Raw genomic sequence first — 20,207 nt, forward strand, 5'->3', positions numbered from 1 at the left:
AATCAAGCATCACTCAGATTAAGACAGAGCAAAAAAACAAGAAAACATACACTCACACTCTGGACAAAGACCCTTTTTCTCTAACTTACACCTTCTTTATTAGTTTTTTTTATTTATAAAAAGACTATTATTTAAGAGCATTAATGTGAACTCAGTCAGACCTCTTGTGAAATCAAGCACATTTCTATTGACAGCAAAGATGTCGACATATAGAAAATACTCACGTTTTCAAAATGTCGACATTAGACAGTCGTCATTTAAACAAATCAATTGAATTTTAAATGGAGAAATTCAAGATGAGCAAAACCATCATCGACACTTCAAATGCTCCTGCCGCAATCGGCCCCTACTCTCAGGCGGTGGCCGCTGGCGACTTTCTCTTTACCTCCGGTGCACTGCCTATTGATCCGGCAACCGGAAAAATGGTCGAAGGCAGCATCGAAGATCGCGCCCACCAGGTTTTCAAAAACCTGCGCGCAATTGCAGAAGAGGCAGGAACCTCTCTGGACAATGCTGTCAAAACCACCGTTTATCTCGCTGACATAGCTGACTTTCAGGCTGTAAACGGCGTGTATGGTGAATATTTTAACAAGCCCTTCCCTGCCCGTAGCGCCTTTCAGGTGGCAGCACTGCCCCTCGGCTCGGACATTGAAGTTGAAGCAATTCTCAACCTTAAATAATTAAACAGAGGAAAAAAAATTATGAACCTCGCTAAATTTCCCCGTCGCGGCTATGTTAAAAACCCCACACCCATCGAAGCAGTTCCGGCTTTCTCCGAAGCTCTCGGCGGCAAGGTAAACATTTTCATCAAGCGCGACGATCTGCTTCCCGGGTGTGCCGGCGGTAACAAAACACGCAAACTCGACTTCTGCATCGCTGACGCAATCGAAAAAGGTGCTGACACCATCATCACCTGCGGTGCAGTTCAGTCCAACCATGCCCGTCTGACCCTCTCCTGGGCAGTTAAAGAAGGCATGGACTGCCACCTCGTTCTCGAAGAACGCGTGAAGGGCAGCTACAAACCTGAAGCTTCCGGTAACAACTTCCTGTTTCAGCTTATGGGCGTAAAATCCATCAGCGTAGTTCCCGGCGGTTCCGACATGATGGGCGAAATGGAAAAGCTGGCCGCAAGTCTGGAAACAGAAGGCAAAAAGCCTTACATCATTCCCGGCGGCGCATCCAACACCATCGGTGCTACCGGATACGTAGCATGCGCAGAAGAAACTCTGCAGCAGCTCTTCGAAATGGGTCTCAAAATCGACCACATGGTAGTTCCTTCCGGTTCCGCAGGCACCCACGCCGGTGTTGTTGTAGGTATGCACGGCTGCAACGCAAACATTCCCGTATCCGGTGTTAACGTGAGCCGCACCAAAGACGTACAGGAAGGCATCGTCCACAAGCTGGCAGTAGAAACTGCTGAACGCGTAGGCGTTAAAGGCGGCATCCCCTCTGAAGCAGTTGAATGCTTCGACTCCTACGTAGGCCCCGGCTACTCCCTGCCCACCGATTCCATGGTTGAAGCAGTTAAACTGCTCGCTTCCACCGAAGGCATCCTGCTTGACCCTGTTTACTCCGGTAAAGCAATGGCCGGTCTCGTAGACCTCGTCCGCAAAGGACACTTTCCCGAAGGTTCCAATGTTCTCTTCCTGCATACCGGCGGCTCTCCCGCTCTCTATGCATATCTGGACACCTTCCGCGACTAAAAAACTAATAAGGCCCGTGCTTTTTCAGTGCGGGCCTTTAGATAATGGCTTAAGGTTATTAGGTATAAGGTTCTGAAATGAGAAGCGGACGACTCCTGTTGAATCGCTTCCGTAAATGAGGAGAAATCAATGTCTCGTATTTCCGCAATGCTGATCGCTCTCGTGGCTGTTCTGATTATGTCCACTGCCGCTTTTGCAGGTCCCACCGTAATTAAACTGGCCCACCCCAACGTTCCCCAGCACCCCATGGGTCAGGCTTTTGAAAAATTCAAAGAACTCGTTGAAACCCGCACTGACGGTAAATTCCGTGTCGACATCTACGACAGCTCCAAATTCGGCAACTTCGACGCAGTCGTGCAGGGCTTGCAGTTCAACATGTTGCAGATGGGTTCCGCTTCCACTCCGAACCTTGCTCCTTTCTCCGATGATTTCCTAATCTTCGACCTTCCTTTCCTGTTCCCCACTTACGAGTCCGCTGACCTTATCACCGACGGTCCCATCGGCATGACCGCTGCAAAAGCACTGGAAAAAACCGGCATCATCGGCCTCGGCTACATTGAAATCGGTTTCCGTAACCTTTGGAACAACCAGCGCACAGTTAAAACCCTCGAAGATGCCAAGGGCCTCAAAATCCGCTCTACTCCTTCTAAAGCGCACATCGCCACCCTGAAAGGTCTCGGCATCAACCCCACTCCTATTTCCTGGGGTGAAGTATACACCGCCCTGCAGCAGAAGACAGTTGACGGCATCGACATCGATCTCAACCTTGCATGGCACAACAACTTCCCTGAAGTTAACAACAACCTTACTATTGTTAACTCCCTGTACTCCCCCCACCTCGTAATGATGTCCAAGCGTTTCCTCGATTCTCTGGACGATGCTGACAAAGTAACCATCCTCGAAGCATTCGAAGAAGCAAAACTGTACGAACGCAAGCTCATCCGTGACGGCGAAAAAGAAATCATGGCTAAACTGGCCAACAAAGGTGTGACCGTTTACACTCTCACTCCTGAAGAACGTGCTCGCTGGGCAGAAGCCACCAAAGGCGTATACACCCAGTTTGAAAATCGTATCGGCAAAGACCTGATTGAAAGAGCTAAAGCTACTATTGCAGCTGGTAAATAAAACATACAGCGGCCACCGTACCAACCTTTTCCGGTGGCCGCTGTTCAAAAAAGCGTGAGCGCCATGAGTAAAAATTTATTCGATAAAGTCGAAGGGGTCGTATCATCTACCTGTCTCGCAGGCATGGCCCTGATCATCGCAGTTCAGGTCTTCATGCGCTACGTCCTGCAAAGTTCGCTGGACTGGTCTGAAGAACTGGCCCGCTACCTCTTCATCTGGTCCGTCTATGTCGGTTGCAGCTATGCGACCCAGAAAGACCGCCATCTGGAAGTAACCATCCTCCGCAGCTTCGGACCCAACATTGCCAAATACGTGACCCTTGCAGCCTATCTCTGCACCATCGGATTCTGCGTATGCACTTCTGTCTGGGGTTTTCAGATGGTTGATTTTCTCGCCGGAACCGGACAAAAGACCCCGGCTCTTGAAATCCAGATGTACTGGGTATTTCTCAGTGTTCCCGTCGGCATGGGCCTCATGGCCATCCGCACCGCACAGCGTGTGCTCTCCATTATCCGGGGTGATATACAATTCGCCTCCCCGGTGGAAAAATAGAAGGTTTATATAATGGATACTGCAATCGTCCTTACATTTCTTGCACTCGCATCGTTCCTTTTCCTGAGCGTACCCATCGGCGTCGCCATCGGAATGAGCGTTATCGTGGGTGTGTGGGCAGGCGACATGCTGCCCTACGAGTTCCTGATCCAGAAAATGGTCACTTCCCTTGATGTTTTCCCGCTCATGGCTGTCCCGTTCTTTATTATGGCGGGTGAAATCATGCAGAAGGGAAGTATGGCTCAACGCCTGCTGACTGTTTCCAAAAGCCTCGTCGGCCACATTACCGGCGGTATGGCTCATATTTCCATTCTTACCAGCATGTTCTACGGAGCATTGTCCGGTTCAGCACCTGCAACCGTTGCGGCTGTTGGCGGAATCATGGTCCCTTCCATGAAAAAAGAAGGCTATAGCACCTCCTTCTCTACTGCCGTCAACACCGCAGCGGGTTGCCTGGGCGTTATGATTCCGCCCAGTGTACCACTGATCATCTACGGTACCACCGCCGGTGTTTCTGTTGGCGACCTGTTTATTGCAGGTGTCATTCCCGGCATCTTCGTTGGTATCTGCCTCATGATCTGCAGCTACATCCTTTCCAAGAAGTACGGCTACACCGGTTCCGGTAAACGCGCTACTTTAAAAGAGATCATGACTGCACTCAAAGAGTCCATTGTTGCACTCATGGTTCCGCTCATCGTTCTCGGTGGTATCTACGGTGGCCTGACCACCCCCACCGAAGCAGGTGTTATCGCTGTTCTCTATGCGTTTGTTGCTGAAGGTCTTGTACTGCGCACCCTGAGCTGGGAAAAAGTAACTGAAATCTTCAAGGGAACCGCCCTGACCACAGCATCCATCTTTCTGGTGGTTGCTACAGCAACAGCACTGGGCCAGATCCTGCTCTTTTACAATGTACCTGACATGCTCGTAAAATTCCTCGTAGGAATATCTGACAACAAGTATATTCTCATTCCGATCATTCTGGTCTTCCTGTTGGTCATGGGAACTTTCATGGACGCACTGGCAAACATCCTGATCCTGACTCCACTGCTCCTGCCTGTGGTCAAGGTTCTGGGCATGAACCCGATTCATTTCGGTATTGTCATGATCGTCTGTGCTTCCATGGGCTTCCTGACTCCTCCGGTAGGTGTTAACCTCTTCGTAGGTTGCAGCATCGGTAACATCAGCATTGAAAAACTCAGTGTAGCTGTTATGCCCTTCCTGTTCACAATGATTCTGGCACTCCTCGCCATTGTCTTCTTCCCGCCCATGGCACTCTGGCTGCCCGGGCTGTAATAATACTTTGCCCGCCGTCACCCTCCAGGCGGCGGGCAACCTTTTATTGGAGCAAAACGCATGCAGATTACTCCCAATCCTGAAGGGAATAGCATCCTCGGCATTTCCGGCCATGCCGGAGTCGGTCATGTGCACAGCCATTGCGGCTTTGTACAGGATGATTCCGCCGGATTCGCCACTGCCATTGAAATTATCAAGAAAGCCTACCCCGCTGACACCACCATTGCCGAAGTCAATGTAGACGTCCTTTCCGGCGAAGTAACTGTTACCACCAAAGACGGCGGCACAGGTAAAGCTACTGCACGCCGCGGATTCACACCATACGAGGCTGCCCTGTTGAATGCAGCCAAAGACTTGGATGCAACCTACAGCCAGTCATGCGCATTTCAGGTCTTCGGCCGTATCTACGGTCAGGGAGTGCTTGAATGCCCGGTTGCTTTTCAGGCCGCCTGCTGCTTGGCAGTAATGAATACATTTGAAAATAAATTTCCCGGCAGCTTTATACGCGGCAACGAAGACATGCCCAGCAAAATCGGCGGCTGCATCGGTACCCGCCTGCTCATGGGAGAAATCCCGGTTTCGATAATGGCACTGGTAAATGCCAATCACGGAGGTCTCGGCCCGGATGAAGACCTTGAAGGCAATATTGCTCTCGGAGATAAAGGCCGCGCCATGAGAGACCTCGGCCTTGACCGCTTGCCAACCATCATCCTTGAGAGTAAGGCCTATGTCCCTTCCATATGTGAAGGTGTTGGTCATGACCGCATGTGGGTGCGAATCAACGCTGAATCCGACAACCGATACGTTTATGATGCGCTTCTTTCCGGTATTGAAGAAGCTAAACTGTCATACTTAAGTTCAAACGCTGCCTACCCTCGCCATACAGGGGAACTCAAAAACGCAGTGCAGGTTTTAGGTAAGCGCATCACCGAGCTCGGTAACAGTTTTACTTCTGCGGAAACATCCGCTGAAAAAGTGAAACTCATAAGCGAACTGGCCTTAATCGTAAGTCAGGATGCCGGAGGCGTGACCTTCATGAGCGCACATATGCATGATCAGGTCGGCGGCGGAGGCATTATGCCTGGAACCAGCGCAGTTCTCTCTATGGTGGTGTCGGAAGACTATATCAAAGAATGGAAAATACCGGCATTCACGACAGAAGACTCAGACAAATACATTGATGTCATCTTCAAAGCCCTGCCCTCGCTGGCTGCAAATGCCGAAAAAGCACAAACACAATTAGAAGAACGATTTTCATTCAACGAAACCGAACACAGTTTTTTATTTTAAAAAATCGAGCAAACACTTACAGGTAGGCCTTCCCATGGTAGGCCTATTCCTGTTTTCAAACAATTAACATTCGGGATTGTATTAATATTTATCCTGATAATTAAACATACTTGGAAACATTATTCCTAAAGCATTCGTGCTGGTAAGACTCGACAACCCATAAACTTCACGATATCTAAATGACACAAATTTTTGATAGAATACTTGCAGACACGCGCGACCCTTTCAGTATTGGAGATTCCATGGACGGCATCAAAAAGCTAACCTACAGCGAACAAGTTGCTGAATACATTAAGCAATCCATTCTCGAAGGTGAATTATCACCCGGAGATCAGGTCAAGGAAGTGCTGCTGGCCGAAAAGCTGGGAATAAGCCGCGCTCCCATTCGCGAAGCATTGCAGATTCTAGCCCGTGAAGGACTCATTAAATCCGAGCCTCAAAAAGGCAAGCACGTATCCGCACTCACCGCCAAGCAGATCATGGACAGCTACTTCACTGGAGGAGTGCTCGAAGCCGCCGCAGTGACGCAGGCCATGCCACTCTACACCGATGAAGATATTTCTAATCTTGAACAAATCGTAAAACAGATGCGTGAAGTTGCTGATTCAGGCAAAGACCACGAATCCCTGACTCAGTTGGATACAACCTTTCACAATATCCTTTTTTCCCGCATAGACAATGAGCTGCTCATAGAACTCTGCCGCCGCTCCTGTCAGGGAATCTCTAAATTCCTACTCTACAAGAGATGGATAAACCTCTACACCCCTCAGCAAGTTTACGAACGCCACCTTGTTATTCTGGAAGCCCTCAAATCAGGTCGTCCTTCCAGACTCGAAAAAACCATCCGCAAGCACTACACCGATTCCGGCAAACGCATGTCCAAGTATGGGGTGGATGTTAACAAGGGATAAATTCGTTTAGTTGATTGAAATTTTAAGAACATCAGCAAGGGCTGGCTATTTTTGAGAGCCAGCCTTTTTTTTATCCCCTCTCCCCGCACACTATATTAATGAAGATACATATGCTATCGAGCACACGGATTTAAACTCGACTACGAATTCTGAAATGTGAGGTTCCTGTGTTCTCCCTGCCACCCCTTGAAATAATTGGAAATGAATATGTTCTGCTGGGCAGTTCTTTTGCCGGCCTTGTGCTTGGACTGGCTATCTCTGCAGTTTTCGGCAAGAGACGTCTGACCGAGGAGAAAGAAAAAAACGCAGAACTTCAGGATCACCTTCAGGAGCAGCTCCAGCTTGGTGCCAGACTTGAGGAACAGGCAGCTCAATTACCCGGACTAAAAAAAGAACTGGCTCAACAACGAGCTCAAGAACATAAACTGACCACCGCTTACTCCAACCTGTACGGCAAATACAAGGCAACCAAAGCCAATCTTGATAATGAGAGAAGACAGGGACAGGAAAAACTGTCTTTACTTCAAGAAGCCAAAGAAGAACTTTCCAACAGATTTAAGACTCTTGCAGGCGAAATACTTGAAGAAAAATCCAAAAGATTCACGGACCAGAATGCCACAAATATCAAACAGATTCTTGCCCCACTGGGAGTAAAGATCCACGAATTTCAAGAACAAGTAGGAAAAGCCTATTTTCAGGAAGGCAAGGACAGATCCGAATTGGCGGCACAGGTTAAACAGCTTATGAATCTTAACCGTCAGCTTTCTGATGATGCCCACAACCTGACCAAAGCATTGAAAGGACAATCCAAGACTCGTGGAGACTGGGGCGAACTTATTCTTGAGCGGGTCCTTGAAGCATCGGGACTGCGCAAAGACCATGAGTATACTGTTCAGGTAAGCCATACCCGTCAGGATGGAACCAGAATACAACCGGACGTGGTTATCCATCTACCGGAAGAAAAGCATCTGGTGGTTGATTCCAAGGTTTCGCTGACAGATTACCTGAAATATATCGAGGCTGAAGACGAAACAAAGCGCGAGATAGCTTTAAAGGGACACATAAATTCCATCAAAGCGCACTTGAAAGGACTCTCGGCTAAAAATTATCAGGATTTATACGGCATCAAATCACCGGATTTCGTGATCATGTTCGTTCCTATCGAACCGGCCTTTGCGCTGGCAATTTCCAATGACGTAGCCCTCTGGCAGGAAGCTTGGAATAAAAACATGCTTATTGTCAGCCCCAGCACCCTGCTTTTTGTAATTAGAACCGTAGCCCATATTTGGCGGCAGGAACGTCAGAATCAAAATGCGCAGGAAATCGCCAACCGGGGGGCAATTCTTTATGATAAATTCAGAAATTTCGTGGATGATCTGGAAAAAGTAGGAGAACGACTCCGTCAGACTCAGGATTCATATGAGAAAGCCCGCGTCAAGCTCTGTAACGGCTCCGGAAACCTGATCCGGCAGGCAGAAATGCTGAAAGAACTGGGAGTAAAGCCCAAGCGCTCAATAAATAAAGATTTATCCGAAGAAGCTCTGAGCGGCGAAGAATTTCACATGCTCACAGAAGGAGAAAAGGACGGCTAGGAGGGTAGCCGCCCTTTCCATGGGGCATTTTCATCAAGGGGAGTGATGACATGTGATACTTTTCTGCTTCTGGATATGTTATGCAAATTTGCTGAAAACATAGCGAGGGTTAAAATTTGAAATTTCACCCTACCCTTTATAACTGACAATCAGCTCAAGATAAAAAAGGGCCTGAAACTTTATGTTTCAGGCCCTTTTTTATCTATTTTACAGACACTTAGATTTGTGAAAACATCCAACCCTGCTCAGACTTTTTTCAGACAGATAAACAATAGATAAAGCCATCCTAAAACTGGAATCAAAGCCACGAACAGCAGTTTTGGATTACGGCCCAGAGCATTCATCCTGCGGACGAAAAGAGCCACACAAGACAGCGAAGTACCGACCACAAAAAGACCGCTCACAGTGTTGATGACCTTGTGTGCAAAAGGATGCTCAATGGCAAAGCCCAAAAAAAGCAGCACAGCAATAATTCCGCAGTGAAAAAGGATAAAATGCACAAATTCCCTGCGGCTTGCATTACCTTGAAAATCGTTAAATTTCTTCAGTAGTTCAATATAATATTTCATTTTAATGACAAACACTCCTCGGCCCATAGGCCGTTTTTCTCCGCTGCTTTTTCGGGAAATTTCATTTTGTGTCAAGGATTTTCAAATTTTGAACAACTAAGAATCCGATCATTTTGACCAAATTTAGCAGTCACTAAAAGTTAATTATTTTCGTAATTTCAGACCTTAAAAGTGAAGAATTATCGACCCTAACTTTTTGTAAACACCCCTTGACGGAATGTAGATTAATAACATACCTATCGAGCAGGTATAAAAACCTATCTGTTGAGGGGGTATTAATACCAACCCGATGGATGGGAAATGAGGCGCACCGGAACGGTTAGACAAATTATTCTGTAAAACGGCTTTCCACGGAGGAATAAAAGCTGTGAATAGTTATAAAAAACCGGCCGGAGCAACAAAGGTCTGGAGTAAGAGGCTCCAGGACCAATTGCATTGAGAGGGGATCCATATCATGGCAAACGGAAAGAAACTATTGCGATTGTCCGGTATCCTGATCGTCCTGGCCGGGGTGCTCGGCTTCCATATGGAAGCATTGAGCATGGTCGGAACCCCGCAGGAAAACGGCAACAAGCGTCCTGATCTGATCATGATCGACACTATTGCCGCTCAGGAAGAACTGGAACTGCCTGCCGTTGCGTTTCTCCATGAAACACACGCTAAGGCGGTGGCCGAGCAAGGCAAAGACTGTACTGCCTGCCACCAGAAAAACGAGGAGACCGTATCCTACAAGTTCAAGAGACTTGAGAACGGAACTCCTGAACAGCTTAAAGAAATTTACCACAACGGTTGTATCAGCTGTCATGCTGCCGACGCCAAGGCCGGAAAGAAAGCCGGACCTCAGGTTGGAGAATGTCGCAGCTGTCACGTTGCTGAACCTGAAATCACAGCAGAGCGTGCTCCCGCCGGCATGGAGAACATTCTCCACTACCGCCACTGGGATTCCAAGCTCATTGCTAAAGATGCAGGTCAGGACACCAACTGTGGAGCCTGTCACCACGTATACAACAAGCTTGATAAGAAGCTTGAGTACGTAAAAGGGCAGGAAGAAAATTGTGGCGTATGTCATACCGCCAAGCCCACTGGCGATGTTAAGCTCAAGACTTCTGAAGCTTACCACGGCCAGTGTGTATCCTGTCACCTTGAAATGAAAGCTGCCAAGGCTGAAAAGACCGGTCCTGTCGACTGTGCCGGTTGTCACGGCCTGAATCAGGCTGCGGAAATCAAGGCTGACAATGCTGCTGTTCTGCAGAAAATGGACGGCAAACTTCCTCGCCTGCCCAGAAACCAGCCTGACGCTGCTCTGCTCACCGCTCCGGTACAGGACAACGTTGCTGTAAAAGCAACCATGGCTGGCGTAGCTTTTAACCATAAAGCTCACGAAGGCTACACTGACTCCTGTAGCTCCTGCCACCACGAAACCATGAATAAGTCATGCTCCTCATGTCACACCGTTCGTGGTTCCAAGGATGGCGGATTCGTTACTCTTGACAAGGCCATGCACAAGGCCGACAGCACCAGATCCTGTGTGGGCTGTCATGCCGTTAAGCAGAAAGACCCGAAATGTGCAGGTTGTCATGAACTCATGCCCAAGAACGTAATCCAGTCCAAGGAAACATGCGCCGTTTGTCATAACGGCCCCGCTTCCACCTCCAGCGATCCTGTCAAGATGGATGCCTCCGCCAAGGCAGCCATTGCGTCCAAGCTGGTAATGGAACGTCCTACCTCCCCGGTACTGGTTGCTGAAAAGGACATTCCCGAATTCGTGACCATCAACGTCCTCGAAAATGAATACAAGGCCAGCAAGCTGCCCCACCGTAAGATCATCATGAGCATGGTCGACAAGATGAAGGGTGACGAGATGGCTAACGCTTTCCACAGCACACCTCTTACCGTGTGCGGAAGCTGCCACCACAACAGCCCTGCAAGCGCAACTCCGCCGAGCTGCGCAAGCTGTCACGGCGGTAAAGTTCAGGACGGACGTCCGGCCCTCAAGGCTGCTTACCATGTTCAGTGTATGACCTGTCATAACGCTATGAACATTGAGAAGCCTGCTTCAACTGACTGCACCGCATGTCACGCGAAGAAATAGTAACGGATAGCCTGAAGGAGAACAGATAAATGCAACGCAGAACATTCCTCGGAATGCTTGGCGCAGCCTGCGTGGGAGCAAGCCTCCCCGCAGGAGCCGAGGCCGCAGGCAAGGAGTTCAAGGGTTATCCCGGAAGTAAGGGTGTACTCTTCGACGCGACCCGCTGTATCGGCTGCCGCAAATGTGAAGCGGCCTGTAACAAGGTCAACAAGCTTCCCGAGCCCGAGAAAAAATTCGACGACCTGTCCGTGCTGGATACCAAACGCAGAACCGACGCCAAGACCTTTACCGTGGTCAACAAGTACGGCGGACCCAAGAACCCCGTGTTCCGTAAGTCCCAGTGCAACCACTGTCTTGAGCCCGCCTGCGCATCCGCATGCTTTGTAAAAGCATTCAAAAAACTGCCCAACGGCGCAGTTGTTTACGATGAGTCGGTTTGTGTAGGTTGCCGCTACTGCATGGTGGCCTGCCCCTTTGAAATCCCGACTTACGAATATGATGAGCCTCTGACTCCCAGAGTCATGAAATGCACCATGTGCGCACCCCGTCTGGCCGAAGGCAAACTGCCCGGCTGCGTAGAGGACTGCCCCAAGGAAGCACTTGTTTTCGGCGAAAGGGACGAACTGATCAAGATCGCCCGCGAGCGTATCCGCCGCAACCCCGACCGTTACGTTGATCACATATACGGTGAAGACGAAATGGGCGGAACCAGTTGGCTGTACCTCTCCGGTGTGCCTTTCAAAGAAATCGGCATGCGTGAAGACCTCGGCACCAAGTCCGCACCTGAACTCACCGCCGGCGCGCTGGCAGCAGTTCCCATGGTTGCAGGTCTCTGGCCCGTACTTCTCGGCGGCATCTACGCTGTAAGCAAACGCAACAGCAAGGTTGCCGACGAAGAGCGCAAGGAAGCCGTGGAACAGGCAATTGCAAGAGCCAGCGCGGAAGCTGAAAAAACTCTCTCCGAAGCTCTTGAAAAGGCTGATGTTGCCAACAAGCGCAAGATCGAAGTCGAGGTCAAGAAAGCTGTGGAAGAAGCACTTGCTCCCAAAGAAGAAGAGCAGGATGAAAACAGCGAGAAGGAGGAATCTTAATGTCCACTCCCGCGAACAATGGCCCTAAATCGGCCTTCAATACCTTTAATCTGGTGGCTGGCGCCATCCTCGTAATTGGTCTGGTACTCTCCGTGCTCAGATTCACTCAGGGGATAGGTCCCGTGACCAACCTTGATGACAACAACCCGTGGGGAATCTGGATCGGATTCGACCTGCTCTGCGGTGTTGCACTTGCAGCCGGAGGTTACACAACTTCCGCAGCCTGCTATATCTTCGGACTCAAACGCTTTCACTCCGCTGTCCGTCCGGCAATCCTGACCGCATTCCTCGGCTACGCTCTGGTTGTATTTGCACTGCAGTACGACCTCGGTCGTCCGTGGAGACTGCCTTACCCCATCTTCGTATCTCAGGGTACTACCTCCCTGCTTTTCGAAGTTGGTCTGTGCGTTATGCTCTACCTGACTGTGCTCTTCGTTGAGTTCACTCCGGCCGCCTTTGAATGGCTGGGCTGGACGAAGATCAGAAAAGTGGTCGTTAAAATGACCCTCGTGCTGACTATCTTCGGCGTAGTGCTCTCTACCCTGCACCAGTCTTCTCTCGGCGCACTGTACACCATCGTACCGTCCAAGCTTCATCCGCTCTGGTATTCACCTTACATGCCGCTCTACTTCTTTGTTTCAAGTATTGCAGCAGGTATGTCCATGGTCATCTTCGAGGGCACCCTGTCCCACAAGAAGCTGCACCGCATGATGGACGAAGAATACCTCAAGCACCATGACGGCGTGGTCCTCGGTTTCGGTAAGGCCGCATCGCTGGTTCTCTTCGGCTATTTCTTCATCAAAATGATGGGCGTAGCTTACGATAACAACTGGCACTACCTTACCACCGGTTACGGCCTGCTCTTCCTGACTGAAATGCTCGGCTTCGTAGCCCTGCCCTGCTTCCTTTATGCAGTAGGTGTACGCGACAAGAACCTCGGCCTGATCAAGAAAGCTGCGGTAATTACCGTTCTCGGCATTGTCTTCAACAGGTTCAACGTTTCCATGATCGCGTTCAACTACCACCTGCCTGCATCTGAAAGGTACTTCCCGAGCATGACTGAAATCGGAATTTCCGTATTCATCGTCACTCTCGGCGTGGTAATTTTCCGTTTCATCACCACCAGAATGCCCATTTTCTTTGAGCATCCTGATTACAAAGGCGACCACTAGGTCGACCCAGCATAGGAGATAGTAAAATGGAAGCACATAACCTTCAGGAATACTACACATTCACAAAAGGTATCATGTACCTTTTCATGGGTGGAGCACTGGTCGGAGTCACTATGTTCTGGCAGTTCCTCATGGGTGGAAAGGCCTACCGTGACGAAAACAAGAAGAACTACGGCGACCACCATTAAGCCGAGATTCGAGGAGAAACTATAATGTATGAACTTCTGACAGGGCCCCTGCTCTGGCTGGTCTTCGCGATCAGCTTCGGCGGCCTGCTGGTTCGCATCGTGCTCTACTTCAAGGGCCTCAGCCAGCAGCTCGACCGCGTGGCATACAAAGCCCACATGTCCTATGGACTTAAAGGTGCATTCAATTCGATAATTAGCTGGCTCAATCCCGTGGGTGCACGTGGATGGAGAAAGAAACCCGGCTTTACTTTCATATTCTTTGCATTCCACATCGGACTGCTTGTAACCCCCATTTTCCTCGCAGCACACAACGTAATGCTGCAGGAGAATCTGGGCTTCAGCATGCCGCAGCTGCCCGCTTTCTTCGCGGACCTGCTGTCATGGACCGTAATTCTGGCCTGCGTTGCTATCATCGCCCGCCGCTTTGCGCTTCCGGAAGTAAGAATCCTGACCACAGCATATGATTACCTGCTGCTGATCATCACCGTAGCTCCTTTCGTAACCGGCCTCATCGCTCGTTACCACATGGGTGACTACAACTTCTGGCTGCTGACCCATATTATTACCGGCGAAATCTGGTTGCTGTGCCTGCCTTTCACCAAACTCAGCCACTGCGTGCTCTTCTTCTGTTCCCGTGCACAGCTCGGAATGGACTACGGCATCAAACGCGGCGGCATGAAAGGCTCCACATTCTCCTGGTAACAGGAAGAATCACAGCCGAACAGGAGAAAGAAAATGCCTCAAGGTAAGCTTTGTAACAGACAGCCGATCACCACTGACGAGCAGCTCAAGCTGACTCTCTCAGACAAGAGCGGCAAGCAATACTACTCAGAAATGGAACAGCTGGATGTGGACACCAACGCATTGTGGGCCACCATCCAGAAGACCATGAAGTCCAGGACCAAAACCTGGCTTGAAATCTGCGCTCACTGCGGCCTCTGTGCCGACAGCTGTTTCCTCTATCAGGTAAACGACTGTGTACCAGAACAGGTACCTTCATATAAAATCCAGTCCACTCTCGGCCAGATCGTCAAGAAGAAAGGACAGGTGACCAACGAGTTCATGCGTCACTGCATGAAGGTGGCGTGGTCCCAGTGCACCTGCTGCAACCGCTGCGGCATGTACTGCCCCCACGGTATCGACATGGGTGTTATGTTCTCCTACCTGCGCGGACTTCTCTACTCTCAGGGCTTTGTTCCGTGGGAACTGAAGATCGGTTCCGGTATGCACCGCGTATACCGTGCACAGATGGACGTAACCACTGACGACTGGGTTGAAACATGTGAATGGATGGCCGAAGAGACCGAGGAAGAATGGCCCGGTCTGACCATCCCTGTGGACAAGCAGGACGCAGACATCATGTACACTTGTAACGCCCGTGAACCCAAACACTACCCGGAAGACGTGGCTGAAGCCGCAATCCTCTTCCATGTAGCAGGCGAAAACTGGACCGTGCCTTCCGAAGGCTGGGAACAGACCTCCCTGTCCATGTTTGCCGGTGACTGGGAATGCTGCAAGGACAACGTACAGAACGTCTACGACGCCATCGAGCGCCTCAACCCGGCCAGAGTAATCGGTACCGAATGCGGACACGCACACCGTGCTACCGTCATCGAAGGCCCCTACTGGGTTGGACGTGAAGACGGACTGCCTCCCAAACCGTACATTCACTATGTGGAATGGCTGGCCGAGGCACTGCGCGAAGGCAAGCTGAAAATCGACCCTGCCAAGAGAATCAAGGAACCCGTAACCCTGCAGGACTCCTGCAACTACGTGCGTAACCACGGTCTCAAGGAAATCACCAGGGAAATCATCAGCTACATTGTTGAGCCCGGCTATTTCGTTGAAATGGCACCCAACAAGGAACACAACTACTGCTGCGGTGGTGGTGGCGGATTCAACGGAGTCGGCCTGTACCGCCCACAGCGTAACGTAGCACTGCGTAAAAAAATGGATCAGATCCTCGACACCGGCTGTAAGCTGGTTATCGCTCCCTGCCACAACTGCTGGGATGCAATCCGAGATCTTGAGGAAGAGTATGAGATCGGTATCCGCTGGTCCTTCCTTAAGCCCCTGATCATTGGTATGCTGGACGTTCCCGAAGGCATGCGTGTCGAATGGTAGTAGCCATCGGCCCTTCGGGGCCGATGATTATCTGATATTGTCCGCAACGAACGAGGTGTCACATGTTTAAGAAAATCCTTTTGGCGACTACCGGCTCTCCTGCGAGCTTCGGTGCCGCCCGCGTAGCCTTCGACATGGCGAAACGCTACGGTTCCGAAGTTACGATCTTCCATGTTGTGGGTGTGCCTACCAAGGCTTTTTCCCACGTTGTCAACGACGTTCGCACCGGTGAAGAGGTTGAGGTTGATGAAGAATACCTCGCTTGGGTTGAAGAAGAACTCAAAACCACCTTCGCCAAACAGTTCGAAGGAACTGACAACGCCAAGATCGTTCTGACAACCGGTGTACCTTCCCGTGAAATCCTGCGTGAAGCCCGCAAAGCTGACAGTGATTTAATTGTTATGGCTGCAAGCTCCGGCGAAAACGCATCCTTCCACAAAGGTTACCCCGGAAGCACCATGCAGAAAGTAGCTAAAGCTGCTCGCTGCCCGGTCCTTTCCGTACACCGTGAATCCGCATCCTACTGGGGCGGGTTCTCCAATATCCTTTTTGGTACTGACTTCTCCAAGCAGGCTGAGAGTGCTTTCAAATTCGCTCTGTCCACAGCCCGCGAACTCAACTGCGACCTGACTATCTTCCATGCCCTGGACATCAGCGGCAAGGTTCTGGACCAGAATGAAATCGAGGAAAAACTGATCATCGCCCGCAAGCGTATCAGAGAAACCTACATCCCGCTCATGGGCGATTTCAAGAACTACGACATCGAAGTATGGGAAGGAACTCCCTACGTCGAAATCGTCAAGCTTGCCCGTGAAAAAAGCGTGGACCTTATCTGCCTCGCCCATCACACCAATGAGCTTGATCCGGAAAGAGCACGTATCGGTTCTACTGTTGAGCAGGTCATCTTAAGGGCAAACTGCCCGGTGGTCAGCGTCAGCAAACCCGATAAAGTTTAGGCTGTAAGTATAACTGAATCTGATTAATCGCTAATTCCGACAACCTAACACCTTCAGGTTGCCGGGAAATGACGAAGGGGAAAGATTCAACAGGAGGAGTTATTATGTCTAAGAAGATCTTAATTATAGATGACGATCAGGATATTCGTTCTTACCTGAGCGAACTGTTCACCGATAACGGTTACGAAACCGCCATGGCCGAAGACGGTTCTGTTGCTATGGAAGCTGTGGAAACCGAGAAACCTGACCTTATCACTCTGGATCTGGAAATGCCCGGTGAGTGGGGTCCCCGTTTCTACCGCAAGCTTTCCCAGAATGATGAGTTCAAAAGAACTCCGGTCATCGTTATCAGCGGTCTGAACGCTAATAAGTACGCAATTCCTAAGGCTGTAGCCACTCTGACCAAGCCCTTCGATGCAGAAGAGCTAATCAGGATTGTGAAGGACACAATCGGCTAAACCAAGGGAATCCATATCGGGCCGGTCGGTGTTTCACACACCGGCCGGCCATTTTTTTAACTTGAAATAATATGCGGGCTAGGTGTAGGCTTCATCCCACAGGGAAACATAACCCCTTAAAATCATTGCACAGGTGGAAATAATGCCCAAAAAAATAATGGTTGTGGATGATGACCCGTATATCGTGGATTACCTCGTTACAGTATTCGAGGACCACGGTTACCTCACTTGTCGGGCTTCCGACGGTGTATCTGCATTCGATGTGGCCATGGCCGAAAAACCGGACCTGATAACTCTTGATCTGGAAATGCCCCATGAATGGGGACCGCGTTTTTACCGTCGCCTGACCCTCGAAGAAGAATTTTCCAATATCCCGGTTATCGTTATCAGCGGTCTTCCGGGGATTCACATGGCGATCAAACGGGCTGTGGCAACAATTAAAAAGCCTTTTGATCCCACTGAAGTTATTGAGATAGTTAGAAAGGCTCTGGGCGAGACCGACGACTAGCTTGCTTGTCGACGGGGGAGCCTTTCTTACTTAACTTTTATCCGGTGTGTTGGCCGGAACTTGTGTCATGAATTTGCAGGGGTGCGGAGATGAGTGACAATAAAATAATGCTTGTTGACGACGAGGAAGGCCTTAGAAGGTTCCTCGGACTCACTCTTATGGATTTCGGTTATACGGTTGAAACTGCGGAAAACGGGGTTGAGGCACTTAAGCTGCTTGAAAACTTTCACCCCGATATTATTGTCACTGACATCAAAATGCCGCGGATGGATGGTATCGATTTACTTAAAGCCATCAAAGAAGACCATCCCCACATTGAGGTAATCATGCTTACTGGGCATGGAGACCTTGATCTGGCCATTGAATCTCTCAAGAACGATGCAGCCGACTTTATCACCAAACCCGTTGATGATGATGTGCTTGAGCTATCCCTTGAACGGGTGATGGAAAAAATACATCTGAAACGGCAGGTTCAGGAATACACAGAAAATCTCGAAAAAATGGTCGAAGAAAAGACCAGTCGCATTGTTGAGCTGGAGCGCCAGAACGCTGCCTGTCAGGTTGTGGAGGGCTTGAGCAATGCCCTCTCAAGTGCTGCCCATGAAGTGGAATCGGAAAGCAGCGTGTTCAACGAGCTTCCCTGCCTGGTCTCTATCCACAACCGCTACCTTGAAATTGTAGCCACAAACAAACTTCTCAAAGAACGTCTCGGTGACGTGGTCGGGAAAAACAGTTTCGACATATACTCTGACCGTAATTCCGCCGGGAACGCATGTCCGGTTCAACTAACCTTCCAGACCGGTAAGGGCCAGCGCAGCAAGGAAACTTTCATAACAGAAGACGGCGAGGAAATCCCTGTAACCGTCTATACTGCACCTATCCCCGCTAAAAACGGAGAAATCGAGTTGGTCCTCGACATTTCCGTGGACATGACTGAGCTGCAGCGTTTGCGTGATGAACTGCTTGAAACGCAGTCTAAATTTCAGCGTCTTTTTGACGAAGCCCCCTGCTACATCTCTGTCCAGAATAAGGACTACACCATTGCGGAAGTTAACCGGCGTTTCAAGGACGACTTTCTGGAACCGATCGGTGGCACCTGTTACTCATCATACAAACACCGTGAGACTCCATGTGATGAATGTCCGGTCCAACGTACTTTCAAAGACGGTGAATCCCATCAGATGGAAACAGTAGTAACCACCAAGAACGGCGAACAGAAGAACATGCTGGTCTGGTCTGCTCCCCTGCGTAATGCATATGGAGAGATCAAGCAGGTAATGGAAATGTCTACTGACATTACCGAGATACGCCGGCTTCAAGATCACCTAACTTCTCTGGGTTTCATGCTTGGCTCCATGTCTCATGGTGTAAAAGGGATGCTTACTGCCCTTGATGGCGGTTTATACCGCCTTGAATCAGGTCTGCGTAAAAACGATCCCACCAGAGTTGAAGACGCCACCAAAACTTTGAAAGATGTGGTCGGCCGGGTTAAAAAAATGGTGTTGGATATCCTTTACTACGCCAAATCACGTGAAATAGAGACCGAAACTATTTCCGCCGGAAATTTCCTGCGCGACACAGCGGCCCTGATTGTTACCAAAGCCGCAACTGCCAATGTATCCTATAACATCGACATCCCCGAAGAGCTCGGCAATATTGAAATAGATACCAGTTCCATGTCTGCCGCATTGGTAAACTTTCTGGAAAATGCAGTAGATGCCTGTGAGCCCCCTCTTCCGGACAAAAAATATTCTATAAACATCTCAGCAAGAGAAGTCGCAGATCAAATCGAAATCAAGATCAGTGATAACGGTTCGGGCATGGATCAGGAAACCCGTGAAAAAATATTCACCCTTTTCTTCTCATCCAAAGGTAAACGTGGAACCGGAATAGGTCTATTCATTTCCAACCAGACCATTGAGCAGCACGGAGGCAAGATAAGTGTTGAATCTGAACCCACACAGGGAACCACGTTCACTATATTACTGCCTCGAAAATCTGAAATAAAAAAGCAGCCCTGTCCCTGCCCCTGTGTATAATGATTGCTGCCACTTTCAATCTTGCCGGCATCCTGCTATAAAGATTTAACAAGCGATAGAATACTCTAATAATTTTAAACAACGACAATTAATTTAATGAAACTTACCACCCGCTCAAGATACGGAGCACGCCTGCTGCTCGACATTGCCCTGCATTCTGAAAACGGCCCGGTCCCCAGTAAAGACTCTGCCCGCAGGGAAGATATTTCACTTAAATATTTGGAAAAAATACTCAAAATCCTTAAAGAATCAGGTTATATTAAAGGAAAACGCGGCCCCAACGGCGGCAATGTACTGACCATGGCACCGGAAGAGATATCACTCGGAAAACTCACTGAAGCCCTCGAAGGCGAGGATAAAATTCTTGATTGCGAAGGCGATATGACCACCTGCACCAGAGCAGCGGTCTGTTTGCGCCGCTCAATCTGGGATGACGCTAATCAGGCCATGTACAAGATGCTTGATTCATACACCTTGGCTGACCTGATTAAAGATGCCCGTCTTTGTCCCATGGACAGGCCAGAGTAATAGAGAATCATAATAC

The 20,207-nt window shown here is 49.6% G+C and carries 20 protein-coding genes; 19 read left to right on the forward strand and 1 reads right to left on the reverse strand.

Features of this window, described 5'->3' with window-relative positions; translation table 11 throughout:
• Positions 1 to 296: 296 nt before the first annotated feature.
• The 8 genes from ACKU40_RS08500 (at position 297) to rmuC (ending at position 8,466) form a co-directional block, all read left to right on the forward strand.
• Entirely contained in the window at positions 297 to 680 is a 384-nt protein-coding gene (locus tag ACKU40_RS08500; RefSeq protein ID WP_320176089.1) for a RidA family protein, read from the forward strand.
• Positions 681 to 701: 21 nt separating this feature from the next.
• Positions 702 to 1,703 carry a D-cysteine desulfhydrase gene (locus ACKU40_RS08505; RefSeq protein ID WP_320176090.1) on the forward strand — a complete coding sequence of 334 codons (1,002 nt, stop codon included), beginning with the start codon at positions 702 to 704 and terminating at the stop codon, positions 1,701 to 1,703.
• A gap of 129 nt (positions 1,704 to 1,832) precedes the next feature.
• Complete coding sequence (locus tag ACKU40_RS08510; protein ID WP_320176091.1) at positions 1,833 to 2,828, forward strand: TRAP transporter substrate-binding protein; 996 nt, start codon at positions 1,833 to 1,835, stop codon at positions 2,826 to 2,828.
• Positions 2,829 to 2,891: 63 nt separating this feature from the next.
• Positions 2,892 to 3,380, forward strand: coding sequence for a TRAP transporter small permease (locus tag ACKU40_RS08515; RefSeq protein ID WP_320176092.1), 489 nt, complete (start codon positions 2,892 to 2,894; stop codon positions 3,378 to 3,380).
• Between the two features lie 12 nt (positions 3,381 to 3,392).
• Positions 3,393 to 4,673 carry a TRAP transporter large permease gene (locus ACKU40_RS08520; RefSeq protein ID WP_320176093.1) on the forward strand — a complete coding sequence of 427 codons (1,281 nt, stop codon included), beginning with the start codon at positions 3,393 to 3,395 and terminating at the stop codon, positions 4,671 to 4,673.
• 60 nt (positions 4,674 to 4,733) lie between these two features.
• Positions 4,734 to 5,963: a hypothetical protein gene (locus tag ACKU40_RS08525; protein WP_320176094.1), complete on the forward strand. Its 1,230-nt coding sequence runs from the start codon at positions 4,734 to 4,736 to the stop codon at positions 5,961 to 5,963.
• A 242-nt stretch (positions 5,964 to 6,205) separates the two neighbouring features.
• Positions 6,206 to 6,874 carry a GntR family transcriptional regulator gene (locus ACKU40_RS08530; RefSeq protein ID WP_320176095.1) on the forward strand — a complete coding sequence of 223 codons (669 nt, stop codon included), beginning with the start codon at positions 6,206 to 6,208 and terminating at the stop codon, positions 6,872 to 6,874.
• A gap of 167 nt (positions 6,875 to 7,041) precedes the next feature.
• Complete coding sequence (rmuC, locus tag ACKU40_RS08535) at positions 7,042 to 8,466, forward strand: DNA recombination protein RmuC (RefSeq protein WP_320176096.1); 1,425 nt, start codon at positions 7,042 to 7,044, stop codon at positions 8,464 to 8,466.
• 245 nt (positions 8,467 to 8,711) lie between these two features.
• Here rmuC and ACKU40_RS08540 read toward each other — a convergent pair whose 3' ends face one another.
• Complete coding sequence (locus ACKU40_RS08540) at positions 8,712 to 9,035, reverse strand: DUF805 domain-containing protein (RefSeq protein WP_320176097.1); 324 nt, start codon at positions 9,033 to 9,035, stop codon at positions 8,712 to 8,714.
• A gap of 454 nt (positions 9,036 to 9,489) precedes the next feature.
• Here ACKU40_RS08540 and hmcA point away from each other — a divergent pair, with 454 nt between their 5' ends.
• From hmcA to ACKU40_RS08595, 11 genes are all read left to right on the forward strand, one after another.
• On the forward strand, positions 9,490 to 11,127 hold the full coding sequence (gene hmcA, locus ACKU40_RS08545; RefSeq protein WP_320176098.1) for a sulfate respiration complex hexadecaheme cytochrome HmcA: 1,638 nt from the start codon (positions 9,490 to 9,492) through the stop codon (positions 11,125 to 11,127).
• A gap of 29 nt (positions 11,128 to 11,156) precedes the next feature.
• Positions 11,157 to 12,218 (forward strand): sulfate respiration complex iron-sulfur protein HmcB, encoded by a 1,062-nt coding sequence (gene hmcB, locus ACKU40_RS08550; protein ID WP_320176099.1) that lies wholly within the window; start codon positions 11,157 to 11,159, stop codon positions 12,216 to 12,218.
• Complete coding sequence (gene hmcC, locus ACKU40_RS08555) at positions 12,218 to 13,390, forward strand: sulfate respiration complex protein HmcC (RefSeq protein ID WP_320176100.1); 1,173 nt, start codon at positions 12,218 to 12,220, stop codon at positions 13,388 to 13,390. Before hmcB ends, hmcC begins: the two co-directional genes overlap by 1 nt.
• A gap of 26 nt (positions 13,391 to 13,416) precedes the next feature.
• Entirely contained in the window at positions 13,417 to 13,578 is a 162-nt protein-coding gene (gene hmcD, locus ACKU40_RS08560) for a sulfate respiration complex protein HmcD (protein ID WP_320176101.1), read from the forward strand.
• A 24-nt stretch (positions 13,579 to 13,602) separates the two neighbouring features.
• Positions 13,603 to 14,280 carry a sulfate respiration complex protein HmcE gene (hmcE, locus tag ACKU40_RS08565; RefSeq protein ID WP_320176102.1) on the forward strand — a complete coding sequence of 226 codons (678 nt, stop codon included), beginning with the start codon at positions 13,603 to 13,605 and terminating at the stop codon, positions 14,278 to 14,280.
• A gap of 33 nt (positions 14,281 to 14,313) precedes the next feature.
• Complete coding sequence (hmcF, locus tag ACKU40_RS08570) at positions 14,314 to 15,702, forward strand: sulfate respiration complex iron-sulfur protein HmcF (protein WP_320176103.1); 1,389 nt, start codon at positions 14,314 to 14,316, stop codon at positions 15,700 to 15,702.
• A 62-nt stretch (positions 15,703 to 15,764) separates the two neighbouring features.
• Complete coding sequence (locus ACKU40_RS08575; RefSeq protein WP_320176104.1) at positions 15,765 to 16,658, forward strand: universal stress protein; 894 nt, start codon at positions 15,765 to 15,767, stop codon at positions 16,656 to 16,658.
• A gap of 104 nt (positions 16,659 to 16,762) precedes the next feature.
• The gene (divK, locus tag ACKU40_RS08580; protein WP_015851251.1) at positions 16,763 to 17,116 is read left to right on the forward strand and encodes a DVU0259 family response regulator domain-containing protein; all 354 of its coding nucleotides are present in this window, start codon (positions 16,763 to 16,765) and stop codon (positions 17,114 to 17,116) included.
• A 142-nt stretch (positions 17,117 to 17,258) separates the two neighbouring features.
• Positions 17,259 to 17,624 carry a DVU0259 family response regulator domain-containing protein gene (gene divK, locus ACKU40_RS08585; RefSeq protein ID WP_320176105.1) on the forward strand — a complete coding sequence of 122 codons (366 nt, stop codon included), beginning with the start codon at positions 17,259 to 17,261 and terminating at the stop codon, positions 17,622 to 17,624.
• Positions 17,625 to 17,713: 89 nt separating this feature from the next.
• Complete coding sequence (locus tag ACKU40_RS08590; protein WP_320176106.1) at positions 17,714 to 19,663, forward strand: response regulator; 1,950 nt, start codon at positions 17,714 to 17,716, stop codon at positions 19,661 to 19,663.
• A gap of 96 nt (positions 19,664 to 19,759) precedes the next feature.
• The gene (locus tag ACKU40_RS08595) at positions 19,760 to 20,191 is read left to right on the forward strand and encodes an Rrf2 family transcriptional regulator (protein ID WP_320176107.1); all 432 of its coding nucleotides are present in this window, start codon (positions 19,760 to 19,762) and stop codon (positions 20,189 to 20,191) included.
• Positions 20,192 to 20,207 lie beyond the last annotated feature (16 nt).

The sequence above is a fragment of the Maridesulfovibrio sp. genome, from assembly GCF_963666665.1.
GTDB lineage: Bacteria > Desulfobacterota > Desulfovibrionia > Desulfovibrionales > Desulfovibrionaceae > Maridesulfovibrio.